The sequence below is a fragment of the Streptomyces sp. FIT100 genome (assembly GCF_024584805.1).
In the GTDB taxonomy this organism is placed as follows: domain Bacteria; phylum Actinomycetota; class Actinomycetes; order Streptomycetales; family Streptomycetaceae; genus Streptomyces.
Genome location: NZ_CP075715.1, coordinates 1,670,152 through 1,693,233 on the forward strand (window position 1 = coordinate 1,670,152; position 23,082 = coordinate 1,693,233).

15 protein-coding genes are annotated in these 23,082 nt (G+C 71.4%); 4 read left to right on the forward strand and 11 right to left on the reverse strand.

Features of this window, described 5'->3' with window-relative positions:
• Positions 1-100: 100 nt before the first annotated feature.
• The 6 genes from KK483_RS07280 to KK483_RS07305 all read right to left on the reverse strand — a co-directional run bounded on the left by KK483_RS07280 (position 101) and on the right by KK483_RS07305 (position 9,214).
• Positions 101-3,052 (reverse strand): M14 family metallopeptidase, encoded by a 2,952-nt coding sequence (locus KK483_RS07280; protein WP_262004387.1) that lies wholly within the window; start codon positions 3,050-3,052, stop codon positions 101-103.
• Between the two features lie 458 nt (positions 3,053-3,510).
• Positions 3,511-4,500 carry a DNA-binding protein WhiA gene (whiA, locus tag KK483_RS07285; RefSeq protein WP_262004388.1) on the reverse strand — a complete coding sequence of 330 codons (990 nt, stop codon included), beginning with the start codon at positions 4,498-4,500 and terminating at the stop codon, positions 3,511-3,513.
• Positions 4,491-5,525: a uridine diphosphate-N-acetylglucosamine-binding protein YvcK gene (gene yvcK / locus KK483_RS07290; RefSeq protein WP_262004389.1), complete on the reverse strand. Its 1,035-nt coding sequence runs from the start codon at positions 5,523-5,525 to the stop codon at positions 4,491-4,493. Before yvcK ends, whiA begins: the two co-directional genes overlap by 10 nt.
• Positions 5,522-6,427, reverse strand: a complete 906-nt coding sequence (gene rapZ, locus KK483_RS07295) for an RNase adapter RapZ (RefSeq protein ID WP_262004390.1) — start codon at positions 6,425-6,427, stop codon at positions 5,522-5,524. Before rapZ ends, yvcK begins: the two co-directional genes overlap by 4 nt.
• Before the next feature lie 230 nt (positions 6,428-6,657).
• Positions 6,658-8,712 (reverse strand): excinuclease ABC subunit UvrC, encoded by a 2,055-nt coding sequence (uvrC, locus tag KK483_RS07300; protein ID WP_262004391.1) that lies wholly within the window; start codon positions 8,710-8,712, stop codon positions 6,658-6,660.
• A gap of 73 nt (positions 8,713-8,785) precedes the next feature.
• Entirely contained in the window at positions 8,786-9,214 is a 429-nt protein-coding gene (locus tag KK483_RS07305) for a Rieske (2Fe-2S) protein (RefSeq protein WP_262004392.1), read from the reverse strand.
• Between the two features lie 304 nt (positions 9,215-9,518).
• Between KK483_RS07305 and KK483_RS07310 the strand changes: the two genes are divergently transcribed.
• Entirely contained in the window at positions 9,519-10,451 is a 933-nt protein-coding gene (locus tag KK483_RS07310; protein ID WP_262004393.1) for a carbohydrate kinase, read from the forward strand.
• 147 nt (positions 10,452-10,598) lie between these two features.
• Here KK483_RS07310 and uvrA read toward each other — a convergent pair whose 3' ends face one another.
• Entirely contained in the window at positions 10,599-13,586 is a 2,988-nt protein-coding gene (gene uvrA, locus KK483_RS07315) for an excinuclease ABC subunit UvrA (RefSeq protein ID WP_262004394.1), read from the reverse strand.
• Between the two features lie 226 nt (positions 13,587-13,812).
• On the opposite strand from uvrA, the gene KK483_RS07320 reads away from it, so the two are divergent.
• The 3 genes from KK483_RS07320 (at position 13,813) to KK483_RS07330 (ending at position 16,647) form a co-directional block, all read left to right on the forward strand.
• Positions 13,813-14,535, forward strand: a complete 723-nt coding sequence (locus KK483_RS07320; RefSeq protein WP_262004395.1) for a maleylpyruvate isomerase family mycothiol-dependent enzyme — start codon at positions 13,813-13,815, stop codon at positions 14,533-14,535.
• A 21-nt stretch (positions 14,536-14,556) separates the two neighbouring features.
• Entirely contained in the window at positions 14,557-15,213 is a 657-nt protein-coding gene (locus KK483_RS07325) for an MBL fold metallo-hydrolase (RefSeq protein ID WP_262004397.1), read from the forward strand.
• 150 nt (positions 15,214-15,363) lie between these two features.
• Positions 15,364-16,647: an MFS transporter gene (locus KK483_RS07330; protein WP_262004398.1), complete on the forward strand. Its 1,284-nt coding sequence runs from the start codon at positions 15,364-15,366 to the stop codon at positions 16,645-16,647.
• 133 nt (positions 16,648-16,780) lie between these two features.
• Here the strand turns inward: KK483_RS07330 and KK483_RS07335 are convergent, their stop codons facing one another.
• The 4 genes from KK483_RS07335 to uvrB form a co-directional block, all read right to left on the reverse strand.
• Positions 16,781-17,809 (reverse strand): TerC family protein, encoded by a 1,029-nt coding sequence (locus KK483_RS07335; RefSeq protein WP_262004399.1) that lies wholly within the window; start codon positions 17,807-17,809, stop codon positions 16,781-16,783.
• Between the two features lie 265 nt (positions 17,810-18,074).
• Positions 18,075-20,045 (reverse strand): TerD family protein, encoded by a 1,971-nt coding sequence (locus tag KK483_RS07340; RefSeq protein ID WP_262004400.1) that lies wholly within the window; start codon positions 20,043-20,045, stop codon positions 18,075-18,077.
• A 96-nt stretch (positions 20,046-20,141) separates the two neighbouring features.
• Positions 20,142-20,708 carry a TerD family protein gene (locus KK483_RS07345; RefSeq protein WP_242339547.1) on the reverse strand — a complete coding sequence of 189 codons (567 nt, stop codon included), beginning with the start codon at positions 20,706-20,708 and terminating at the stop codon, positions 20,142-20,144.
• A 181-nt stretch (positions 20,709-20,889) separates the two neighbouring features.
• On the reverse strand, positions 20,890-23,055 hold the full coding sequence (gene uvrB, locus KK483_RS07350; RefSeq protein WP_262004401.1) for an excinuclease ABC subunit UvrB: 2,166 nt from the start codon (positions 23,053-23,055) through the stop codon (positions 20,890-20,892).
• Positions 23,056-23,082 lie beyond the last annotated feature (27 nt).

Below are 23,082 nucleotides of genomic sequence, written 5' to 3' on the forward strand. Positions count from 1 at the left end.
TGCCCGAAGTGACATCGAACGGCCCAGGACGCGGCGGGGCGACCCGTACCCCCCAGTAGGAGTACGAGCCGCCCCGCGCTCACCTGATCAGGCCAGGTGATCAGCGGTGCAGGGCGGCGAGCGCCCTGCCCATCACCTGCTTGCGTTCGGCCGCGCTCGCCACGTGTTCCAGGCCGAAGCCGAGGAGCACGGTGTCGCGCGTGGTGACGGCCGCGTACGAGTGGAACAGGGCGGGTGAGCGGCCCCAGGCCGCGCCGTTCCCCGGGCTGCCGGGAGGCGGTCCGGTCACGCTCCAGGGGCCGAGGGAGGTCTCGAAGCCCTCGTCGTCCTGCGGGGTGCCGTCGATGACGAGGCTCATGTCGTCGGCGAAGACACCGAGGCCGCCGGTGCCCGGGTCGGAGATGTAGGAGAGGGACAGTTCGACCTGCTTGCCCGCGTAGGCGCTGAGGTCGACGGCGACCGGCCGCCAGCCGTTGGAGCTGCCGGTGAAGCGGTTCCAGGCGCCGGTGGTACCGGTGGGCGCGCAGCTGTCGCCCTGGATGGTGAGGTAGTGCGCGAGGAACGGGTGCCCGTTGATGTAGAAGCCCTCCTCGCACTGGGCGGGCGTCCCTGTGGTGGTGCCGCCGTTGGCGTCGGGGAGCGTCGTCCAGTCGTCCTGGCCCGCGGTGCGGGCCTCGACGACCACGTTGTCGTAGTCCCCCTCGGTGTCGTAGCTGAGCTGGAACCGGAGGGTGGGCCGCGCCGCGGCCGCCGTGCCGGTGAGGTCGACGGTCCGGCTCAGGCGCGTCCAGGAGTCGTCGGCGTGCAGGGCCGCGGCGAAGCTCGTGCCCTCGTACGGCTCGAAGGGGGTCCGTACGCCCGGGTAGTCGCCTGCGGCGCTGCTGCGGAACTGCGGGAACTCGTCCGGCTTCAGGGTGTCGGAGGTGACGGTGTACGCGCCCGCCGCGTCCAGCGAATTGCCCGCGGCGTCCCCGAGGACGGCCTTCGTGCCGGCGAAGGGCCCGGTGCCGGCGAAGCCGGGCGGGGAGGTGAGTCCGGCGCGGCGGTACGCCCCGAGGTAGTACTGGGCGAAGTCGTCGGAGTCGGCGCGGCCGATGTCGACGGCGCCGCCGTTCTCCTCACCGGCGTTGATCAGCTTGCCGCCCTCGTTGACGAAGTCGCGGACGGCGAGCATCACGGGTCCCGACGGCTTTCCCGCGCCGGTGTACCAGACGACGGTGTCGAAGTGGGACAGGACGCCGAGCGCGTGCGGCGTGCCCTGGGTGGCGACGTCCCAGACGGCGGCGCGGTGACCGTTGGCGGCGAGCGCCTGGGTGTAGGCGGCCGGATGCCGGGCGGCGGCGGTGCCTCCCTCCTCGGCGACGACGAGGGTGTCGGCGCGGGGCCGTTCGGCGACGGTGTACGTGAACGGGGTGCTGGAGACCCGCTTGCCGTCCCGGGTGCGGCCGGTGAACCAGACCTCGACCGTGTCGCCGGGCCCCGCGTCCTCGACGTCGGCGCGGTACTGGTCGAAGCGCAGGTTGTCCTCACCGCCGAAGATCTCGCCGCCCTTCCAGGCGCTGAGGTCCTCGTCGTGCGTGCGGCCCCCGTTGATGCGGTAGTTGAGCTCCTTGTCGCGCAGGGACCTGCGGGCCGTGACGGAGACCTCCTGGTCGCCGCGTGCGTACGAGACCGCGAACGCGTCCGGGGTGAAGTCCGGGGCCTCGATGCCGACCGGCGAGGACGGCCGGTCGGGATGGGCGGCGCTCTCGGCGACGGCGAGCGCGAAGGGGATGTTCTTGGCGAACTCCTGCTGGATCAGCTTCTCGTCGTCGGGGAAGGTGAAGACGGAGGCGCAGTCGCCCGGTTCCCAGGGGTCGTCGGGGTCCACCCGGGAGGCGGTGGCGCAGGTCGACATCTCCGGGGTGAACATCATCGTGCCGTTGACGTTGGCGGCATGGCCGTCCGCCTCGCCGTTGGTGGTGTACAGCTCGGAGGAGAGCTGCGGGCGGTAGCCCGGGACGGCGGACTTCTCCGGTGTACCGGCGAGGGACTTGTAGAGGACGTCGTCCGGGGTCGGGGACGCGACCTGCCAGCCGACGCCGTAGAGCAGCAGTTGGGCGGCGGAATGGTAGTTGATGCCGTACTCGAAGCCGATGCGCTTCTGGAAGGCGTCGAGCGCCTTGGTCTCGGGCTCCGAGCCCGGACCCGTACCGCGATAGGTCTCGTCGGCGGGGTCGGGGGACGAACCCTCGTTGTCGTAGCCCCACTTGTAGGCGAAGTTGCGGTTGAGGTCGACGCCGTCGCCCGGGGTGGTCTTCCCGTCGCCGTTGTTGTCGCGGAGGTTCTTGCGCCACTGGCGGTCGCCGTCGGGCGCGTGCGTGTAGTCGTAGCCGTCGGGGTTGGCGGAGAGCACGAACCACAGCTCGCTGCTGTCCACGATGCCGGTGACGCGCGGGTCCTTGCCGTAGTTCGCGAGGTAGTGGTGGAGCAGCCGCCGGGTCATCTCCGGGGTGATCCACTCACGGGCGTGCTGGTTGGAGAGGTAGAGGGTGGCCGGCTTGGCGCCGTCGCGGTACTGCTTGGCGCCCTTGGTGAGCTTGAGGGCGAGGATGTCCTGGCCCTTCAGGCTCTTGCCGATGCTCACGACCTTGGTGAGGGAGGGGTTGGCGCGGGCGGTTTCGAGGATCTCCTCGCGGAGGCCGCCCTTGCCGCTGTACGGGCGGAAGACTCCGTCCCCGGCAGCGGCGACGCGCTGCCGCGCCGCGGCGGGGACGGTGTGCTCGGCCACCGCCACGCCTTGTTCACGCAGGTCACCGGCCTGGTCGTCGGTGAGGTACAGCTCGATGGTGGCGGTGCCCTTGTCGGGTACCTGCTCGGTCAGTTCATGGCTGTCGGCACCGGCCGCGAGGAGAAGTGGCACCTGCGCCTTGGTGACCTTCGCATGCCATACGGAGAGGTCGGCGTCGTCCCCGCCCGCGGGGCCAGGGTCGGCCTGGGCGAGAGGTGCGGATGCGAGTGCGGCGATGAGGAGTGAGGTGGCGGCGAGGATCGATCTCGCGGTGCGTCTCATTGGCCCCCCTTGCTGTCGTCTGTCGCGAAAGAAAACAGATGCCAGGCTCGTCACACCTCATGATCATGTCAATAGCGCCACACCCATGTCGCCGCCTCCGACGCCCACTTGGGGGAACGCCTGCCGCCCCGCTTCCGGGGGGCGCGCCCCCGGACCCCCCGCGTCTCACACTCCGGCGAGACCGGAGACGCGGCCCGCAGCCGGCGACGCATCCCGGGGCAGGTCGGCCCGCAGAGGGTGGCGACGGGACGGCAGAGACAAGGCGCCTCCTCCGAGGAGCCGAACCGGAGGGGCCCCGCCCCACCGCCCACCGGCGGCAGCCGCAGGCGCCCGCGCCGGCCCGGGGCAACCGGGACGACCGACGCGACCGGGGCGGCCAAGGCGACCGGGACAGCCGGGACGATCAAGGCGACCGGGACCCACGGGGCCCAGCCCCGCAGCCCGCGCACCCCGGCGGGTCAGCTCACCAGGCCCTCGGCCATTTCCTCCGTCAGGCTGGACTCCGTGCCCGGGATACCCAGGTCCTGCGCCCGCTTGTCCGCCATCGCCAGCAGCCGCCGGATCCGGCCCGCCACCGCGTCCTTCGTCAGCGGCGGGTCCGCGAGCGCCCCCAGCTCCTCAAGCGACGCCTGCTTGTGCTCCATGCGCAGCCGGCCCGCAGCCGCGAGGTGCTCGGGGACCTCCTCGCCGAGGATCTCCAGCGCACGCTGCACCCGCGCCCCCGCGGCCACCGCCGCACGCGCCGAGCGGCGCAGGTTCGCGTCGTCGAAGTTGGCCAGGCGGTTCGCCGTGGCGCGGACCTCGCGGCGCATTCGGCGCTCCTCCCAGGCCAGCACCGACTCGTGCGCCCCGAGCCGGGTCAGCAGCGCCCCGATCGCGTCGCCGTCGCGGACCACGACGCGGTCGACGCCGCGCACCTCACGGGCCTTCGCGGCGATCGAGAGCCGCCGTGCCGCGCCGACGAGCGCGAGCGCGGCCTCCGGGCCCGGGCAGGTGACCTCCAGCGAGGACGAGCGGCCGGGCTCGGTCAGCGAGCCGTGCGCCAGGAAGGCCCCGCGCCACGCCGCCTCGGCATCGCACGTGGCGCCGGAGACGACCTGCGGGGGCAGCCCGCGGATCGGCCGGCCCCGGCCGTCGACGAGTCCGGTCTGCCGGGCCAGCTGGTCGCCGCCCGCCACGACCCGTACGACGTACCGCGAGCCGCGCCGCAGCCCGCCGGGCGCCATCACCACCAGGTCCGACGAGTGCCCGAAGATCTCCAGGATGTCCTTGCGGAGCCGGCGCGCCGCGATACCCGTGTCCAGCTCCGCCTCGATCACAATGCGGCCGCTGACCAGGTGCAGCCCGCCCGCGAACCGAAGGATCGCCGAGACCTCCGCCTTTCTGCAGCAGGTCCGGGTGACGGGGAGCCGGGAGATTTCGTCCTTCACCGCTGCCGTCATCGCCATGGGCCGATCCTTCCATGCATCCGAAAAATACGGTCGTACGCGGCGGCCAACAGCTCCGGGTCATGCCGCGGAGCCCCGTCGGGCCTGGCCACCGGCGCCAGCTCGACCGCGGCTCCGAGCCGCTTCGCGGCGTCGGCGAGGGACTCGCGGTCGGGCACGGCGGCCTCGTCGGCCAGCACCACGTCCAGGGCGAGTTTAGGGGCGTGTCGTCCCAAAACCTCCAAATGACGCTGCGGAGAGAAGCCTTCCGTTTCTCCGGGCTGCGGCGCGAGGTTGAGCGAGAGAACGCGGCGGGCCTTCGTCTCCACCAGCGCGTCCAGCAGCTCGGGCACGAGCAGATGCGGAATCACCGAGGAGAACCAGGAGCCCGGACCCAGCACCACCCAGTCCGCGTCGAGCACGGCCGCGACGGCCTCCGGGACGGCCGGGGGGTCGTTCGGCACGAGGTGGACGGACTGCACCTCGCCCGGGGTGAGGGCGACGGTCGCCTGTCCCCGGACCGTCTCGATCCGGTCCGGCCACTGCAGATCATGGCCCTTGACCAGCGCCTGGAGCTCCAGCGGCACGGCGGACATCGGCAGCACCCGTCCGTGCGCGCCCAGCAGCCTGCCGACCAGGTCCAGCGCCTGCACATGGTCGCCGAGCTGCTCCCACAGGGCGACGATCAGCAGATTGCCGACCGCGTGCTCGTGCAGGTCGCCCTTCGACTGGAAGCGGTGCTGGATGACCCTGGCCCAGGTCTGGCCCCAGTCGTCGTCACCGCAGAGCGCCGCGAGCGCCTTGCGCAGATCGCCGGGCGGCAGCACGCCGAGCTCCTCCCGGAGCCGGCCGCTGGAACCGCCGTCGTCGGCGACGGTGACGACGGCGGTGAGATCGCCGGTGATACGGCGCAGGGCCGCGAGCGACGCCGAGAGCCCCATTCCGCCGCCGAGTGCGACGACCTTGGGCTGGGCGCCGCGTCTGCGACCGGCGCGGAGGCTGTCGCTGCCCCGGAGCCGGCGCAGACGGAGATTGCGTCCGGTCACTCGCGCCCCATGTCCCGGTGGACGACGACGGTCTCGATCCCCTCGGAACCGAGACGGGCAGCGAGCTTCTCGGACATGGCGACGGAGCGGTGCTTGCCGCCGGTGCAGCCGACGGCGATGGTCACGTACCGCTTGCCCTCACGGCGGTAGCCCGCCGCGATCAGCTGGAGCAGCTCGGTGTACTGGTTGAGGAACTCCTTGGCGCCCGGCTGATCGAAGACGTAGGCCGACACCTCCTCGTTCAGGCCGGTGAAGGGGCGCAGCTCCGGGACCCAGTGCGGGTTCGGCAGGAAGCGGCAGTCCACCACCAGGTCGGCGTCGACCGGCAGGCCGTACTTGTAGCCGAACGACATGACGGTGGCCCGCAGCTCGGGCTCCTCGTCGCCCGCGAACTGGGCATCCATCTTGGCCCGCAGCTCGTGGACGTTGAGGCTGGAGGTGTCGATCACCAGATCGGCGTCGCCGCGCAGCTCCCGCAGCAGGTCCCGCTCGGCGGCGATGCCGTCGACGATCCGGCCGTCACCCTGCAGCGGGTGCGGACGGCGTACGGACTCGAAGCGGCGGACCAGGGCGTCGTCGGAGGACTCCAGGAACACGATCCGCCGCCGGACCTGCTTGGCGTCGAGGTCCGCCAGGGACTGGCGGAGGTTGTCGAAGAACCGCCGGCCGCGGACGTCCACGACGACGGCGATCCTGGCCACGTTGCCCTGGGACCGGGCGCCGAGCTCCACCATGGTGGGGATCAGCGCGGGCGGCAGGTTGTCCACGACGAACCAGCCGAGGTCCTCCAGGCACTTCGCCGCGGTGCTGCGGCCGGCTCCCGACATTCCGGAGATGATCACCAGCTCGGGGATGGCCGCGTCGGCGGCCTGCCCGGACTCGGTCGTCGTACCCGTACTCACGTCTCCTGCTCCGTGTTCTGATCGGTCCGATCGGTCCGATCGGTCCGATCGGTCCGTGCGCTCGTGCTGCCCGGCGCCTTCCTGCCCGGCGCTTTCCTGCCCGGCGCCTTCCTGCCCGGCGCCAGACGGCCCGGCCCCGGCCTGTGCGGCCGCGGCCCGGTCGGCGCCGCCCTGCTCAGCACTCTCGTGCCGACCGCTGCCGCCGCCCTGCCCGCTTCTGTCCTGGCTGGTCATTCCGTGCTTCCCCCGTCCTCGCTGATGTCTGCCGCCGGTGCCCGGCCGTCCGCGTCGTCTTCAATGATCTCTCCTGTCGCCGTGTTCACGGCGGGCGCGGCCGGGGCCGCCCGGGCCAGGGCCACGGCGACGGACTCCGCCGTCTTCCGTCCCATCCCCGGCACCTCGCAGATCTGCTCGATTGTCGCCTGCCGCAGCCGCTTCACCGAGCCGAAGTGCTTGATCAGAGCCTGCTTGCGGGTCTCGCCCAGACCGGGCACGGCGTCGAGCGGGCTGGTCCGCAGCCGTTTGGTGCGCTTGGAGCGCTGGTAGCGGATCGCGAAGTCGTGTGCCGTGTCGCGGACGCGCTGTATCAGGTACAGCCCCTCGCTGGAGCGGGGCAGCACGACCGGGTCGTCCTCGCCCGGCAGCCAGACCTCCTCCATCCGCTTGGCGATCCCGCACACCGCGACATCGTCGATGCCCAGCTCGTCCAGGGCCCGCTGGGCGGCGGCGACCTGCGGCTGCCCGCCGTCGACGAGCACGAGCTGCGGCGGGTACGCGAACCGCTTCGGCCTGCCGTTCTCCTCCGCGGCCGTGGTCGGTGCCACCTCGCCGTTCCCGCCGGGCCCGGCGCTCAGGCCGTCCTCGGCGGTCCACTCCCCCGTCTTCTCCTTCTCGGCGAGATAGCGCTTGAAGCGGCGGCTGATCACCTCGTGCATCGACCGGACGTCGTCCTGGCCCTCGAAGCCCCTGATCTGGAAGCGCCGGTACTCGCTCTTTCGCGGCAGCCCGTCCTCGAAGACGACCATGGAGGCCACCACGTCCTCGCCCTGGAGATGCGAGATGTCGAAGCACTCGATCCGCAGCGGCGCCGAGTCCAGCTCCAGGGCCTCCGCGATCTCCTCCAGGGCCCGGGAGCGGGTGGTGAGGTCGCTGGCGCGCTTCGTCTTGTGCAGGACGAGGGCCTGCTGCGCATTGCGCCCGACCGTCTCCATCAGGTCCTTCTTGTCGCCGCGCTGCGGGATGCGCAGCGAGACGGCCGATCCGCGCCGGTCGCCGAGCCACTGGGTGACCGCGGCGAGATCGTCGGGGAGGGCCGGGACGAGGACCTCCTTGGGGACCGCGTCACCGGTCTCGTCCCCGTACAGCTGCTGAAGGGCGTGCTCGACCAGGCCGGCGGTGTCGACCGCCTCGACCTTGTCGGTGACCCAGCCGCGCTGGCCGCGCACCCGCCCGCCCCGCACGTGGAAGATCTGGACGGCGGCCTCCAGCTCGTCCTCGGCGACGGCGATGAGATCCGCGTCGGTGGCGTCGGCCAGCACCACCGCGTTCTTCTCCATGGCCCGCCTGAGGGCCTCTATGTCGTCGCGGAGCCGGGCCGCCCGCTCGTACTCCATCTCCTCGGCCGCCGTCAGCATGTCCTTCTCCAGGCGGCGGATGTAGGTGCCGGTGCGGCCGGCCATGAAGTCGCAGAAGTCCTCGGCCAGTTCGCGGTGGACCTGCGGGGTCACCCGCGCCACGCAGGGGGCCGAGCACTTGCCGATGTAGCCGAGCAGACAGGGCCGGCCGGTCCGCGCGGCGTTCTTGAACACCCCGGCGGAGCAGGTCCGTACGGGAAAGACCCGGAGCATCAGGTCGACGGTCTCGCGGATCGCCCACGCGTGCCCGTAGGGGCCGAAATAGCGCACGCCCTTCTTCTTGGCGCCGCGCATCACCTGGACCCGCGGGAACTCCTCGTTCATCGTCACCGCGAGATACGGATAGCTCTTGTCGTCCCGGTACTTGACGTTGAAGCGGGGGTCGTACTCCTTGATCCAGGAGTACTCCAGCTGAAGCGCCTCCACCTCGGTGGCGACGACCGTCCACTCCACGGAGGCCGCGGTCGTGACCATCGTGCGCGTGCGCGGGTGCAGACTCGCCAGGTCCTGGAAGTAGTTGGCGAGCCGCTGCCGCAGGCTCTTCGCCTTGCCGACGTAGATCACGCGGCGGTGCTCGTCGCGGAACCTGTAGACCCCTGGCGAGTCGGGGATCTGTCCCGGCTTGGGACGGTAGCTGGAGGGGTCTGCCATGCCGCCCACCCTACTGGCGGACACCGACAGAGCGGGCCCGCCCGGAGTCCTGCCCAGGCGCTGGGGACGGCGGTTACGCCTGGGGGCCCGCGACGAGCTTTCCGCCCTCGACGGTGACCGGGACCTCGGGGAGCGGCACGGTCGCCGGGCCGCGCACGGCCTCCCCGGTGGTGACGTCGAAGCGGCTGCCGTGGCAGGGACAGTTGCCCTCGGTGCCCTCCACCTTGTCCAGGACGCAGCCCGCGTGGGTGCACTGGGCGCTGAACGCCCGGTACTCGCCCTCCGCGGGGCGGTGCACGACGAGGCGCTGCTCGCGGTAGAGCCGGGTGCCGCCGACCGGGACGGCGTCCGCGGCACCGAGGTCGACCGGCGCGGTCGGCGTCGGGACCTGGGCGTGGCCGAGCTTGGACTCGGTGGAGCAGGCGGCGGCGCCCAGCCCGGCGGCCCCGGCGAGGGCGACGCCTTTCAGCACGGTGCGGCGGGCGGCGGGCTGGCCGGACATGGGGTCTCCACTGGTCGGGGGGGGGTGGCGGGTGGGGGTGGCGGGTGGGGGTGGCGGGTGGGGGTGGCGGGTGGGGGTGGCGGGTGGGGGTGGCGGGTGGGGATGGCGGGTGGTGCTGGTCCCGATGGCGGACCCGCCGGTGCAGACCCGACGATACCGGCGCAGATCGAGGCGCCCGGGGCCGGGGTGCAGTGGCCGGGGCAACGGGGCGGTGGCCGGGGCCGGGGCCTGGCGGTGGCGAGGGGCGGGGTGGTGGCCGGATGCGTACTGCCGCCGAGCGGAATGATGAGTTACGTTTTTCGCCGTGATCGTCGTCGCCGGTGAGTCCCTGATCGATCTGGTCCCGCAGCGGGCCGCGTCCGGCGGCCGGCCACGGGACGAACCGCTGCCCGCGCTGCTGCCGCGCCTCGGCGGCGGCCCGTACAACACGGCCGTCGCCCTCGGGCGGCTCGGCGCACCCGTCACCTTCTGCTCCCGGGTCTCGACGGACGGTTTCGGCGAGGCGCTGCTGGACGGGCTGCGCGCGGCGGGCATCGGGACGGCGCTGGTGCAGCGCGGACCTGAGCCGACGACGCTCGCGGTCGCCGCGATCGGGGCGGACGGCTCGGCGGGGTTCGGCTTCTACGCGGCCGGCAGCGCGGACCGGCTCTTCGAGCTGCCGCCCCCGCTGCCGGCCGAAGTGCGCGCGCTGGCCCTCGGGACCTGTTCGCTGGTGCTGGAGCCGGGAGCGACCGCGTACGAGGCCCTGCTGCGGCGTGAGGCGGCGCGGGGGGTCTTCACACTGCTCGACCCGAACATCCGGCCGGGGCTGATCCCGGACCCCGACGCGTATCGGGCACGGTTCGCGGGCTGGCTGCCGTCGGTGTCGCTGCTGAAGCTCTCCGAGGAGGACGCGAAGTGGCTCGGCGGCGGCCCGGAGCGGTGGCTCACGGGCGCGGGCCCGGAGGCGGTGGTGCTGACCCGCGGCGAGCGGGGGCTCACGGTCTTCACACGAGAGGGGCCGGAGGTCTCCGTTCCGGCGACCCCGGTACGCGTCGCCGACACCATCGGCGCGGGTGACACGGTCAACGCGGCGCTCCTGCACGACCTGTCGCGCCGTGGCGCCCTCTCATCGGGCGCCCTGACCGTCCTGCCGGCCCCCGCCTGGGCCGAGGTCCTCACCTTCGCGGCCCGTGCCGCCGCCACGACCTGCTCCCGAACCGGCGCGGAGCCGCCGTTCGCCGCGGAGCTGGAGTAGCCGCGACGGCTGCTGCGCCGCGCGCGGGCGCCGGGGCCGGGGCCAGGGCCGCGGAAGAGCAACGGCCCCCCGTCTCGGCCGACGGCCGTGACGGGGGGCCTGAACCTGCGGCCGGGGCCGGTGGCCGCAGGGCTCGGGGCGCCGGGCTCAGGCTTTGCGGCCGGCCCGCGCCTTGCTCGTGGAGGTGGTGGCCGTCGCCCCCTTCTTCGTGGCCGTGGAGTTCGCCGCCACCACCGTCTTGCGCCGCGGGGCCGACTTGCGGGTCTGCGGCGGCACCGCGTCGCTGATGCGCTCGGCACCGAGGATGTCCCGCAGGAACTTGCCCGTGTGGCTGGCGGGGACGCCCGCGACCAGCTCCGGCGTGCCCTCGGCGATCACGAGGCCACCACCGCTGCCGCCCTCGGGGCCCATGTCGACGACCCAGTCCGCGGTCTTGATGACGTCGAGGTTGTGCTCGATGACGATCACCGTGTTGCCCTTGTCGACCAGGTTGGACAGCACCGTGATCAGCTTGGAGATGTCCTCAAAGTGCAGACCGGTCGTCGGCTCGTCCAGCACATAGACCGTGCGGCCCGTGGACCGCTTCTGGAGCTCGCTGGCCAGCTTCACGCGCTGCGCCTCACCGCCCGACAGCGTCGGCGCGGGCTGCCCGAGCCTGACGTACCCCAGGCCGACCTCGGTCAGGGTCTTGAGGTGGCGGGCGATCGTCGGCACGGCCTCGAAGAAGCCGAGTGCCTCCTCGATCGGCATGTCCAGCACCTCGGCGATGGACTTGCCCTTGTAGTGGACCTCCAGGGTCTCCCGGTTGTACCGCGCACCGTGGCAGACCTCGCACGGGACGTACACGTCCGGCAGGAAGTTCATCTCGATCTTGATCGTGCCGTCGCCGGAGCAGTTCTCGCACCGGCCGCCCTTGACGTTGAAGGAGAAGCGGCCCTGCAGATAGCCGCGCACCTTCGCCTCCATCGTCTCGGCGAAGAGCTTGCGGACGTGGTCGAAGACGCCGGTGTACGTCGCCGGGTTGGACCGGGGCGTACGCCCGATGGGCGACTGGTCGACGTGCACGACCTTGTCGACGAGGTCGTCGCCGTCGACGCGGGTGTGCCGTCCCGGCACCGACTTGGCGCCGTTGAGCTCGCGCGCCAGATGCGTGTACAGGATGTCGTTGACCAGCGTGGACTTTCCGGATCCGGAGACTCCGGTGACGGCCGTGAAGACGCCGAGCGGGAACGACACGTCGATGTCCCGCAGGTTGTTCTCCCGCGCGCCGTGCACCGTCAGCCGGCGGGCCGGGTCCACGGACCGCCGGATGTCCGGCGTCGGGATGGACCGCTTGCCGGAGAGGTAGAGCCCGGTCATCGACTCCTTGTTGCCGAGGAGCTGCTTCAGCGGGCCGGAGTGGACGACCTTGCCACCGTGCTCGCCCGCGCCCGGGCCGATGTCGACGACCCAGTCGGCGTGCTTGATGGTGTCCTCGTCGTGCTCGACGACGATCAGCGTGTTGCCCATGTCGCGCAGGCGGACGAGCGTCTCGATGAGCCGGTGGTTGTCGCGCTGGTGCAGTCCGATGGACGGCTCGTCCAGCACGTACAGCACACCGACCAGACCGGAGCCGATCTGGGTGGCGAGCCGGATGCGCTGGGCCTCGCCGCCCGAGAGGGTGCCCGCGGCGCGGTTCAACGACAGGTAGTCGAGGCCGACGTCGACGAGGAACCGCAGCCGCTCGTTGACCTCCTTCAGAACCCGCTCGGCGATCTTCTTGTCCCGGGCGTCCAGCTTCAGCTGCGCGAGGAAGTCGGCGCAGTCGCTGATCGACATCGCGGAGACCTCGGCGATGGACTTCTCCATCACCGTGACCGCGAGGACGATCGGCTTGAGGCGGGTGCCCTCGCACGTCGGGCAGGGCACCTCGCGCATATAGCCCTCGAAACGCTCGCGGCTGGCGTCGCTCTCGGCCTCGCTGTGGCGCCGCTTCACGAAGGAGACCGCGCCCTCGAACGCCGGGGTGGTGTACGCCCGCTCCCTGCCGTACCGGTTCCGGTAGCGCACCTCGACCTGGGTCTTGTGCCCATACAGCAGGGCCTTCTTGGCGCGCTGCGGCAGTCCGGCCCACGGCATGTCGGTGCTGAAGCCGAGCGCGTCGGCGAGCCCTCCGATCAACCGCCCGAAGTACTCCTTGGTGTGGCCGTGGGACCACGGGTGGATCGCGCCCTCGTCGAGCGACCGCTCCTCGTCGGGGACGATCAGCTCGGGGTCGACCTCCATGCGCGTACCGATGCCGGTGCAGTCGGGGCAGGCGCCGAACGGCGAGTTGAAGGAGAAGGAGCGGGGCTCCAGCTCCTCGAAGGACAGGTCGTCGTACGGGCAGTACAGATGCTCCGAGTACATCCGCTCGCGCTCGGGGTCGTCCTCGGGGAGGTCCACGAAGTCGAGCACGACCATGCCGCCGGAGAGGCCGAGGGCCGTCTCCACGGAGTCCGTGAGCCGGCGCTTGGCGCTGTCCTTGACGGTGAGGCGGTCGACGACCACCTCGATGGTGTGCTTCTCCTGCTTCTTCAGCTTGGGCGGGTCGGTGAGCTGGACGGTCTGCCCGTCGACCCTGGCGCGCGCGTACCCCTTGGTCTGGAGGTCGGAGAAGAGGTCGACGAACTCCCCCTTGCGCTCGCGCACGAGCGGCGAGAGGACCTGGAAGCGGCTGCCCTCGGGGAGCTCCAGCACCCTGTCGACGATGGCCTGCGGCGACTGGCGCGAGATGGGCCGGCTGCACTCGGGGCAGTGCGGCTTGCCGATCCTGGCGAAGAGCAGCCGGAGGTAGTCGTAGACCTCGGTGATCGTGCCGACGGTGGAGCGCGGGTTGCGCGAGGTGGACTTCTGGTCGATCGAGACGGCCGGGGAGAGGCCCTCGATGAAGTCGACGTCGGGCTTGTCCATCTGGCCCAGGAACTGACGGGCGTAGGAGGACAGCGACTCGACGTACCGGCGCTGTCCCTCGGCGAAGATCGTGTCGAACGCGAGCGACGACTTGCCCGACCCCGAGAGCCCGGTGAAGACGATGAGTGAGTCACGCGGGAGGTCGAGCGAGACGTTCTTGAGATTGTGCTCGCGAGCGCCACGGACGATGAGACGGTCGGCCACGCCGGGTCCGCACCTTTCTTGAGGCTTGAGAGAGGTCGTGAGAAGCGGGGGCACGCCCCGGTCCCGGACCGCTCCAGGCTAGGGGGCCACGGGATCGATGACTGCCTGACGAATCGAATGCCTGACTACCAAGGATGCCTCCACCGAGCCTATAGCACGCGCATTCGATTTTCGGAGGTGGTCGGCCGGCTTCACCCGAACGTGTGGCGGAGCTATGGTCGGCCGCATGATCGATCCTGTGCGCGACCTGGCCTCCGTGCGTGAGGCGACCGAACGGCTCCTTGGCGCAGCCGCCGGACTGGACAACGCGGCGGCCGCCGAGCCGTCACGGCTCCCCGGCTGGAGCCGCGGACATGTGCTGGCCCACATCGCCCGCAACGCGGACGCCCTCGTGAACGTCTTCGAAGGCCGCCCCATGTACGAGAGCGCCGCGGCCCGCGACGAGGACATCGAGCGGGACGCGCCGCGCACGCTCGCCGTCCAGCTCGACGACGTACGCGCCTCCGGCGAGCGCTTCCGCTCCGCAGCCGAGGCGGACGCCGACTGGTCGCGCGTCGTGGAGCTCCGCAACGGCGTGAAGGACGCGGCCGCCAGGGTCCCGTTCCGGCGTCTGATCGAGGTCGAGCTGCACCACGTCGACCTCGGCATCGGGTACGAGCTGGAGGATCTGCCCGAGGAATTCACCTATCGGGAGATCGACTTCCTCGCCGAGCGGTTCGCCGGGCACCCGAACGTCCGGTCCACGGTCCTCGTCACGGACACCGGGCAGATCTGGACCCCTGGCAGCGGCCTCCACGCCGGGAACTGGACGACGGGCGGCGGCGCGCAGGGCGCTCCGGTCGCGGTCCGGGGAACCGCCGCCGAGCTGCTCGGCTGGCTGTGCGGGCGCCGGGACGGCTCGGCGCTGGAGGTCACGGGCGGGCCGCTCCCGGTGCTGCCGCCGCTGTAGTCGGCTGAGTACGCTGGGCCCATGACATACAGCGGAGCAGTGAAGGTCGGCGGTCCTGCGGATGTGCACGAGCTCAAGGACCTGATGATCTCCAAGGTCGCGGTCGGGCCGATGGACAACAACGCGTATCTGCTGCGCTGCCGGACGACCGGCGAGCAGCTGCTGATCGACGCGGCCAACGAGCCCGAGACCCTGCTCCGCATGATCGGTGACGACGGTATCGCGGCCGTCGTCACCACCCACCGGCACGCCGACCACTGGCAGGCGCTGGCTGAGGTGGTCGGGGCCACGGGGGCACGCACGTACGCCGGGCGGTACGACGCCGAGGGCATCCCGGTTCCGACCGACGTGCCGGTCGAGGACGGCGACACGATCCGGGTCGGCCGGGTCCAGCTCACGGCCCGCCGGCTGGTCGGCCACACCCCCGGGTCCATCGCGCTGGTCTACGACGACCCGCACGGCCACCCGCACGTCTTCACCGGTGACTGCCTCTTCCCCGGTGGGGTCGGCAACACCCACAAGAACGCGGACGCCTTCGCCAGCCTGATCCACGACGTGGAGACGAAGCTCTTCGACGCGCTCGCGGACGAGACCTGGGTCTACCCGGGGCATGGCAACGACACGACGCTGGGCGCCGAGCGGCCGCATCTGCCGGAGTGGCGGGCGCGCGGCTGGTGATCCGGGGGCGGGTGCCGTTCCGCCCGTCGCTCCCGGCGCCCCCTTGACGCCGACGCATGCCTCCTGGCGCTCCGGACACTCCCGTACGCCCCGTAACCAGGGACGATCACGGGTAGTTGGCGCGGCATGCCGAAAAATCACCCTCCGTCCATGGTCCGGCTTGCCGCGGCCTCGCTCGCCGGGACGGCCGTGGAGTTCTACGACTTCTTCGTCTACGGCACGGCGGCCGCGCTGGTACTCGGACCGCTGTTCTTCCCGACCTTCTCCCCGCTCGCCGGGACGCTGGCCGCTTTCGGCACCTTCGCGGTCGGTTTCCTGTCCCGTCCACTCGGTTCCGTGCTCTTCGGGCACATCGGCGACCGGTACGGGCGGCGGCCGGTGATGTTCGCGTCGCTGCTGCTGACCGGTGTGGCCACGGTCCTCGTCGGCTGTGTGCCGTCGTACGCGACGCTCGGCGTGGCCGCTCCGGTCCTGCTGCTGACGCTGCGCTTTCTGCAGGGGCTCGGGCTCGGCGGGGAGTGGGGCGGGGCGGTGCTGCTGACCGCCGAGCACGCGCCTGCCGCGCGCCGGGGGCTGTGGGCGAGCTTTCCGCAGATCGGGCCCGCCGTCGGATTCCTGCTGGCCAACGGCGTGGTGCTGGCGCTCTCGGCGGGGCTGAGCGACGCCGCCTTCCGCGACTGGGGCTGGCGGGTGCCGTTCTGGGCGGCGGGGCTGCTCGCGGCGGGCGGGCTGCTGCTGCGCGGCTCGCTGGCGGAGACCCCGCAGTTCCGGCGGATCACCGAACCGGCCCGGCTGCCCGTGGCCGAGGTGGTGCGCGGGCACTGGCGGCTGGTGCTGCTGACCGCCGGGGCGCTCGCCGTCGGTTACGCCGTCTTCTACGCCGTCTCCACATGGGCGCTGGCGTACGGCACCGAGCAGCTCGGCGTCGGCCGCACGGCCATGCTCGGGTGCATCATGGCCGCCGTGGCCGTCAAGGGCGCCGCCACTCCGTTCGCGGCCATGCTCGGCGACCGCTACGGCCGGCGGCCGCTCTGCCTCGCCGGCTGCACCGCGACCGCGCTGTGGATGTTCCCGATGGTGGCGCTGCTGGAGACGGCCGAGCCGCTGCTGATGTTCGCCGGGTTCCTGGGCGCACTGCTGGCGTTCATCACCATGTTCGCGGTCGTCGCGGCGTATCTGCCGGAGCTGTACGAGCCGAGGGTGCGGTGCACGGGTGCGGCCGTCGGCTACAACCTGGCGGGGGTGCTGGGCGGTGCGCTGACACCGGTCGTGGCCACGGCGGTCGCCGACGGGAGCGGTCCGCCCTGGGGCGTCGCCGCGTATCTGACCGGGATCGCCCTGCTGAGTCTGGGCTGCTTCGCGCTGCTTCCGGAGACCCTGCCGGCGCGGACGGCGGTGGCGGAACCGGCGGAGGAAGGCGTCGCGCCGGCCTAGGCCGAGTCCTCGGAGTCCCGTCCGGCCGACGACGCACGGCATACGGCATACGGCATACGGCATACGGAAACGCATGACAGCGGCCGGGCTCCCGGAGAGCCCGGCCGCTGTCATGCGTCCGTGTGCGGGACCGTCAGGCCCCGATGCTGTCCTTCTCGGCGCTGTCCTTACCGGCGCTGTCGGTCTCGGCCGCCGCCGCGGACTGCTCCGCCTCGCGCCGTTCCTGCTTCTTCGAGGCGATGAGGCTGGTGATCGTGGTGATGATCAGGACGCCGCAGATGACCGCCAGCGAGAACGGGATGGAGATCTCGGGAACGTGCACCCCGGACTCGTGCAGCGCGTGCAGCACCAGTTTGACGCCGATGAAGCCGAGGATCACCGACAGGCCGTAGCTGAGGTGGACCAGCTTCCTGAGGAGTCCGCCGATCAGGAAGTACAGCTGGCGCAGACCCATCAGGGCGAAGGCGTTGGCCGTGAAGACGATGTACGGGTCCTGGGTCAGGCCGAAGATCGCGGGGATGGAGTCCAGCGCGAACAGCACGTCGGTGGTGCCGATGGCGAGCATGACCACCATCAGCGGGGTCAGGACGCGCTTGCCGTTGACACGGATGAAGAGCTTCGTGCCGTGGTACTTGTCCGCGACGCCGAACTTCTTCTCGATGGACTTGAGGAGACGGTTCTCCTCGAACTCGTCCTCCTCCTCGTCGGAGCGCGCCTCCTGGATGAGCTTCCAGGCGGTGTAGATCAGGAACGCACCGAAGATGTAGAACACCCACGAGAAGCTGGCGATGATCGCGGCGCCCGCGGCGATGAAGATCGCCCGCAGGACCAGGGCGATCAGCACGCCCACGAGCAGTACCCGCTGCTGGAGGTGGGACGGCACCGAGAACTTCGCCATGATCAGGACGAAGACGAAGAGGTTGTCGACGCTGAGCGACTTCTCGGTGATGAAGCCCGCGAAGAACTCGCCGGACGCCTGGCTCTCGCCCGCCACCAGCAGGCCCACGCCGAACAGCACGGCGAGGACGATCCAGACGACCGTCCAGATTCCGGCTTCCTTGATCGACACATCGTGCGGCTTGCGCCCGATGAAGAAGTCGACCGCGATCAGGGCGACCAGACCAAGAATGGTCAGCACCCACAGGGTCAATGAAACGTCCACTGCGCCTCCGGCGTCGTACGGCTACTGATCAGCGTCGTCGCTGCCGGAGGTCTCTTCCACCCGGGCGGCATACTGCTGCCGCACCACGGGCCGGCGCCCCGGGACTGGTCTGTGTCTGCCGTCCGTATTGACGGGCACGCCGCACGTGGGAGTACTCCCCTCCGCGCAAAGAACAGTACAGGAAAGACCAAGGAAAGGTAAAGGCGAGGGTAATGTAAGCGTCAAATAAGCAGGTCGGAGCCGGTTCGCCGGAGGGCTTCCCCGATCAGCGCCGCCAAGTGCGGCGGGCCTCGGCGACCTGGGCCAGCACCTGCTGGAGCACCTGGCTGCCCGGCGGTACGCGCGGCGGCTCGTACGTCCACGTGTGCTGCACCCAGGGGTCGGCGAGGTGGTCGTCCGGGACCGGCGTGACGCGCAGCAGCGAGCGCCAGAGCGGGTCGAGCACCGGCCCGTACGCGCTCGCGTCCTCGCGGTCCGCGACCAGCATCAGATGGACGCCGACCGCCGGGCCCTCGTCGGCGAGGTAGCGCAGCTGGGTCACGGCCCGGTCGTCGAAGCCGTGCGGGAAGTCGTTGACGATCAGCAGCTGCTCGGCGGTGTCCAGGTCGGGCGGCAGCGCGTCGGAGGCGCCGCCGCGGACCGCCATCTGCACGAGGTCGACCCGCTGGGTGAGCTTCGCGAGCACGGTGGAGACGCCCTGGGCGCCGGAGGCGGGCGGCTCGTCGAGGACGCCGGAGTGCACGAGCGGGGCAAGGGAGGCGGCGGCGGAGCCGGCCGGGTCGATGACGTGGACGGTGAACTCACCGGCGGGGTAGACCGCGAGCAGCCGGGCCGCGTGGGTGACCGCGGTGTCCATGGCGAGCCTGCGGAGCTGCCCCTCGTCCATCATCGAGGCGGCCTCGGACGCGGCCCGGCCGCTGTCGACCCACAGACCGCGCTCCAGCGGCAGCCGGATCAGCATGGGGATGCGCAGCTCGGGGCTCTCGGGGAGGTGCAGATCGCCGAGGCGCAGGGCCATCGGGATCTCCATCGGGACCCGGTAGGCGTGCCAGACGGGGTTGTCCCAGCGGGCGAAGGCGGGCGGCAGAGCCGGCTCGACGACGTCGGACTCGGCGGCGAGCTGGGCGAGGTCGCGGTCGAGGACCTCCCTGGCCTGCTCGGTGAGCCGGTCGTGCTTGGCGCGGGCCGCCTCGCGGGCGGCGTCGCCGGAGCCCCCGATGCGGTTGCGCGGGTCGGAGAGGGCGCGGTCGAGCTCCTGGTCGAGCCGGGACTCGGCGAAGTCGACAGCGCTGCGGTACGCGGCCGTCGTGCGGGCCAGGTCCTCGAACATGCCCCAGACCTGGTTGTAGAGGCGCTCCTCCAGGGACCAGCCGGTGGCGTCTCCGGCCACCGGGACGGGCGGCCGGCCCGGCTCGGCGGGCGGGGCCGCCGGGGGCGGCGGCGGGGGCGCGGCCGACTGCCTGCCGGGGTGCGTGTAGTTGATCGGGCCGTCGTGGGTCTGCGCCGGCGGCGGGGGCGTCGTGGGGAGCGGCTCCGGGGCCGCTCCCGGGCCGGGGCCGGGGCCGACGGCGGGTCCTGGGCCGGGACCCGGACCTGCGTCGCCGCCCGGTGTGCCGTTCGATGCCGCCGCCGCGCCCCGCCGTACCTCGGTCGTGCGCGGCGGGGGCGTACCGACCGTACGCGCGAGGCCGGGCGCCACGGCTTCCTGGATGGCGGCCGCCAGCTCCCCGGCGCGGTCGATGCCCTGGTCGCCGAGGAGTGCGGCGAGGCCGCCCGCGTACCCCTGGCCGACGGCGCGGACTTTCCAGGCGTCCTGGCGGCGGTAGAACTCCAGGGCGACGACGGCGGACTCGGAGTCCAGGTCGGTGACGGTGTAGCTGACGATCTCGGTGCCGTCGGGGGCGGCGACGGCGACGAACGGGGCCGCGACCGCGCCGAAGCGGACCGGGGCCGCCGGTCCGATGGGCAGCGCGAGGAGCACCGTCACCCGGTGCACGGCCGCGGGCACCGAGTCCAGGTCCACCGTGAGCCGGTGGTCGGCGGTGGCCTGCCGGGAGACCTCGATGCCGGGCAGCCCGGAGCGGCCGGGATGGGCGACCCATTCGGCGCCCGGAACCCGGCCTTCCTCATCGCCCAGGGTCACGCCGGCCACGACCGGTTTACCGGCCGACACCCGGATCTCGAGTCGGGCGTGGGGCAGCGGATGATTCTGCCCCCGTACCAGCTCGGCCGTCATCGGCTCAGTCCCCTCGGTGCCTCGGTGGTATGCGGTGCAGCTCCCGGTGGTCGGCTGCCTCCGGGAGCTGCGCGGTCAGGGCGGACGCGGCCGTGTCTACAGGTGCGGCAGCATCGCGGGCATCAGGTCCTGGAACGTACGCCCGTTGGCCGGGTTGCCGAGGGCCGTCATCTGCCAGCCGGAGCCGGCGCGGTGGACCTTCGCCATGATCTGCGCGGTGTACTGCCCGCCGCCGTCCAGCGTGTACCGGGCGAGCTCCTGGCCGTTGGTCTCGTCGACGATGCGGCAGAACGCATTCTGCACTTCCTGGAAGGTCTGGCCGGTGAACGAGTTCACCGTGAAGACGATCTGGTCGATGTGGACCGGCACGCGCTGAAGGTCGACGAGGATCGCCTCGTCGTCGCCGCCCTGGCCCGCACCGCCGACCAGGTTGTCGCCGGTGTGGCGGACCGAGCCGTCATCGCTGACGAGGTGGCGGAAGAAGACCACGTCGACGGGCTGCTTGTCGGCGAAGAGCACCGCCGACGCGTCCAGGTCGATCTCCCGCGTCCGCGAGCCGAACAGCCCGCGCCGCGGCGCCGCCTGCCAGCCGAGTCCCATCCGCACCGCGGTGAGGGTGCCCCCGCCCTTCTTCTCCAGGCTGATGGCCTGTCCCTTGGTCAGATTGACGCCAGGACCCCCGGGCGTGCCGCCCTTGGATACGTCCACCACGCGCTGTCCCCTCTCCCTGTTTCCCCCGCAACCGTCCGTGTGTGCGGTTGCCCCGTACCCTACGCATGCGTGCCGACGGAGCAGCAGACTTGGGCTGGTTTTGTGTCGGTCTTGAAACACACCTGCCGGTGCGTCAGGCCAGCCCTGCCTCCTTCATCTGCCGGAGCTCCTTCTTCAGCTCGCCGACCTCGTCGCGCAGCCGTGCCGCGATCTCGAACTGGAGCTCTGCCGCCGCGGCCCGCATCCGGTCGGTCATCTCCTCGATGATTCCGGCGAGTTCGGCCGCCGGGCGGTCGCTCGTGATCTCGCCCTTGCTGCCGGCCGCCGCCTTGCCGCCCTTGGCGGCCTTGGCACCCTTGGCCGCGCCCTTGACGGCGTGCGCGCCGAGCGACGGCACCGGGGCCTTCGCGCCCTTGCCGTCCTTCCCCTGCCGGTAGCCGGTGCCGAGCAGTTGCTCGGTGTCGACCTCCTCGCGGGCGATGGTGGCCACGATGTCGTTGATCTTCTTGCGGAGCGGCTGCGGGTCGATGCCGTTCGCCTTGTTGTACGCGACCTGCTTCTCGCGGCGGCGGTTGGTCTCCTCGATCGCCTTCTCCATCGCCGGGGTGATCTTGTCGGCGTACATGTGGACCTGTCCGGAGACGTTGCGCGCCGCGCGGCCGATGGTCTGGATCAGGGAGGTGCCGGAGCGGAGGAAGCCCTCCTTGTCGGCGTCGAGGATCGCCACCAGCGACACCTCGGGGAGGTCGAGGCCCTCACGGAGCAGGTTGATGCCGACCAGGACGTCGTACTCGCCGGCGCGCAGCTCGCGCAGCAGCTCGACACGGCGGAGCGTGTCGACGTCGCTGTGCAGATAGCGGACCCGGATGCCGAGCTCCAGGAAGTAGTCGGTGAGGTCCTCGGCCATCTTCTTGGTGAGCGTGGTGACGAGGACGCGCTCGTCCTTCTCGGTGCGCTTGCGGATCTCGTGCACCAGGTCGTCGATCTGGCCCTCGGTCGGCTTGACGACGACCTCCGGGTCGACGAGGCCGGTGGGGCGGATGATCTGCTCGACGAAGCCGTCGGAGCGGGAGAGCTCGTACGGGCCGGGGGTGGCGGACAGATAGACGGCCTGGCCGATCCGCTGCTGGAACTCCTCCCACTTCAGCGGCCTGTTGTCGAGCGCGGAGGGCAGCCGGAAGCCGTGCTCGACGAGGGTGCGCTTGCGGGACGCGTCGCCCTCGTACATCGCGCCGATCTGCGGGACGGTCACATGGGACTCGTCGATGACGAGGAGGAAGTCCTCCGGGAAGTAGTCCAGCAGGGTGTTGGGCGCGCTGCCGGGGGACCGGTCGTCGAAGTGCATCGAGTAGTTCTCGACGCCGGAGCAGGTGCCGATCTGGCGGAGCATCTCGATGTCGTACGACGTGCGCATGCGCAGCCGCTGGGACTCCAGCAGCTTGCCCTGCTTCTCCAGCTCGGCCAGACGCTCCTCCAGCTCGCGCTCGATTCCGCTGATCGCCTTCTCCATGCGCTCCGGGCCGGCCACGTAGTGGCTGGCGGGGAAGACGTACAGCTCGTGGTCGTCGCTGATGACCTCGCCGGTGATCGGGTGGAGCGTGGAGAGCGCCTCGATCTCGTCGCCGAACATCTCGATCCGGACGGCCAGCTCCTCGTAGACCGGGAAGATCTCGATGGTGTCGCCGCGGACCCGGAAGGTGCCGCGGGTGAACGCCAGGTCGTTGCGCGTGTACTGGATGTCGACGAAGCGGCGCAGCAGCTGATCGCGGTCGGTCTCCTCGCCGACCTTCAGCGGCACCATGCGGTCCACGTACTCCTGCGGGGTGCCCAGGCCGTAGATGCAGGAGACCGAGGCGACGACGACCACGTCCCGGCGGGTCAGCAGCGAGTTCGTCGCGGAGTGGCGCAGCCGCTCGACCTCCTCGTTGATCGAGGAGTCCTTCTCGATGTAGGTGTCCGACTGCGGGACGTACGCCTCGGGCTGGTAGTAGTCGTAGTACGAGACGAAGTACTCCACCGCGTTGTTCGGCAGGAGCTCGCGGAACTCGTTGGCCAGCTGGGCGGCGAGCGTCTTGTTCGGTGCCATGACGAGGGTCGGGCGCTGGAGCTTCTCGATCATCCAGGCCGTGGTCGCCGACTTGCCGGTGCCGGTCGCACCGAGCAGGACGACATCCTTCTCACCTGCGCGGATGCGCTTTTCGAGCTCGGCGATGGCCGCAGGCTGGTCACCGCTGGGCCGGTAGGGGCTGACGACCTCGAAGGGCGCCATCGTGCGTTCGATCTGGGAAACGGGCCGCATGGAACCACCGTACGACCCACCACTGAC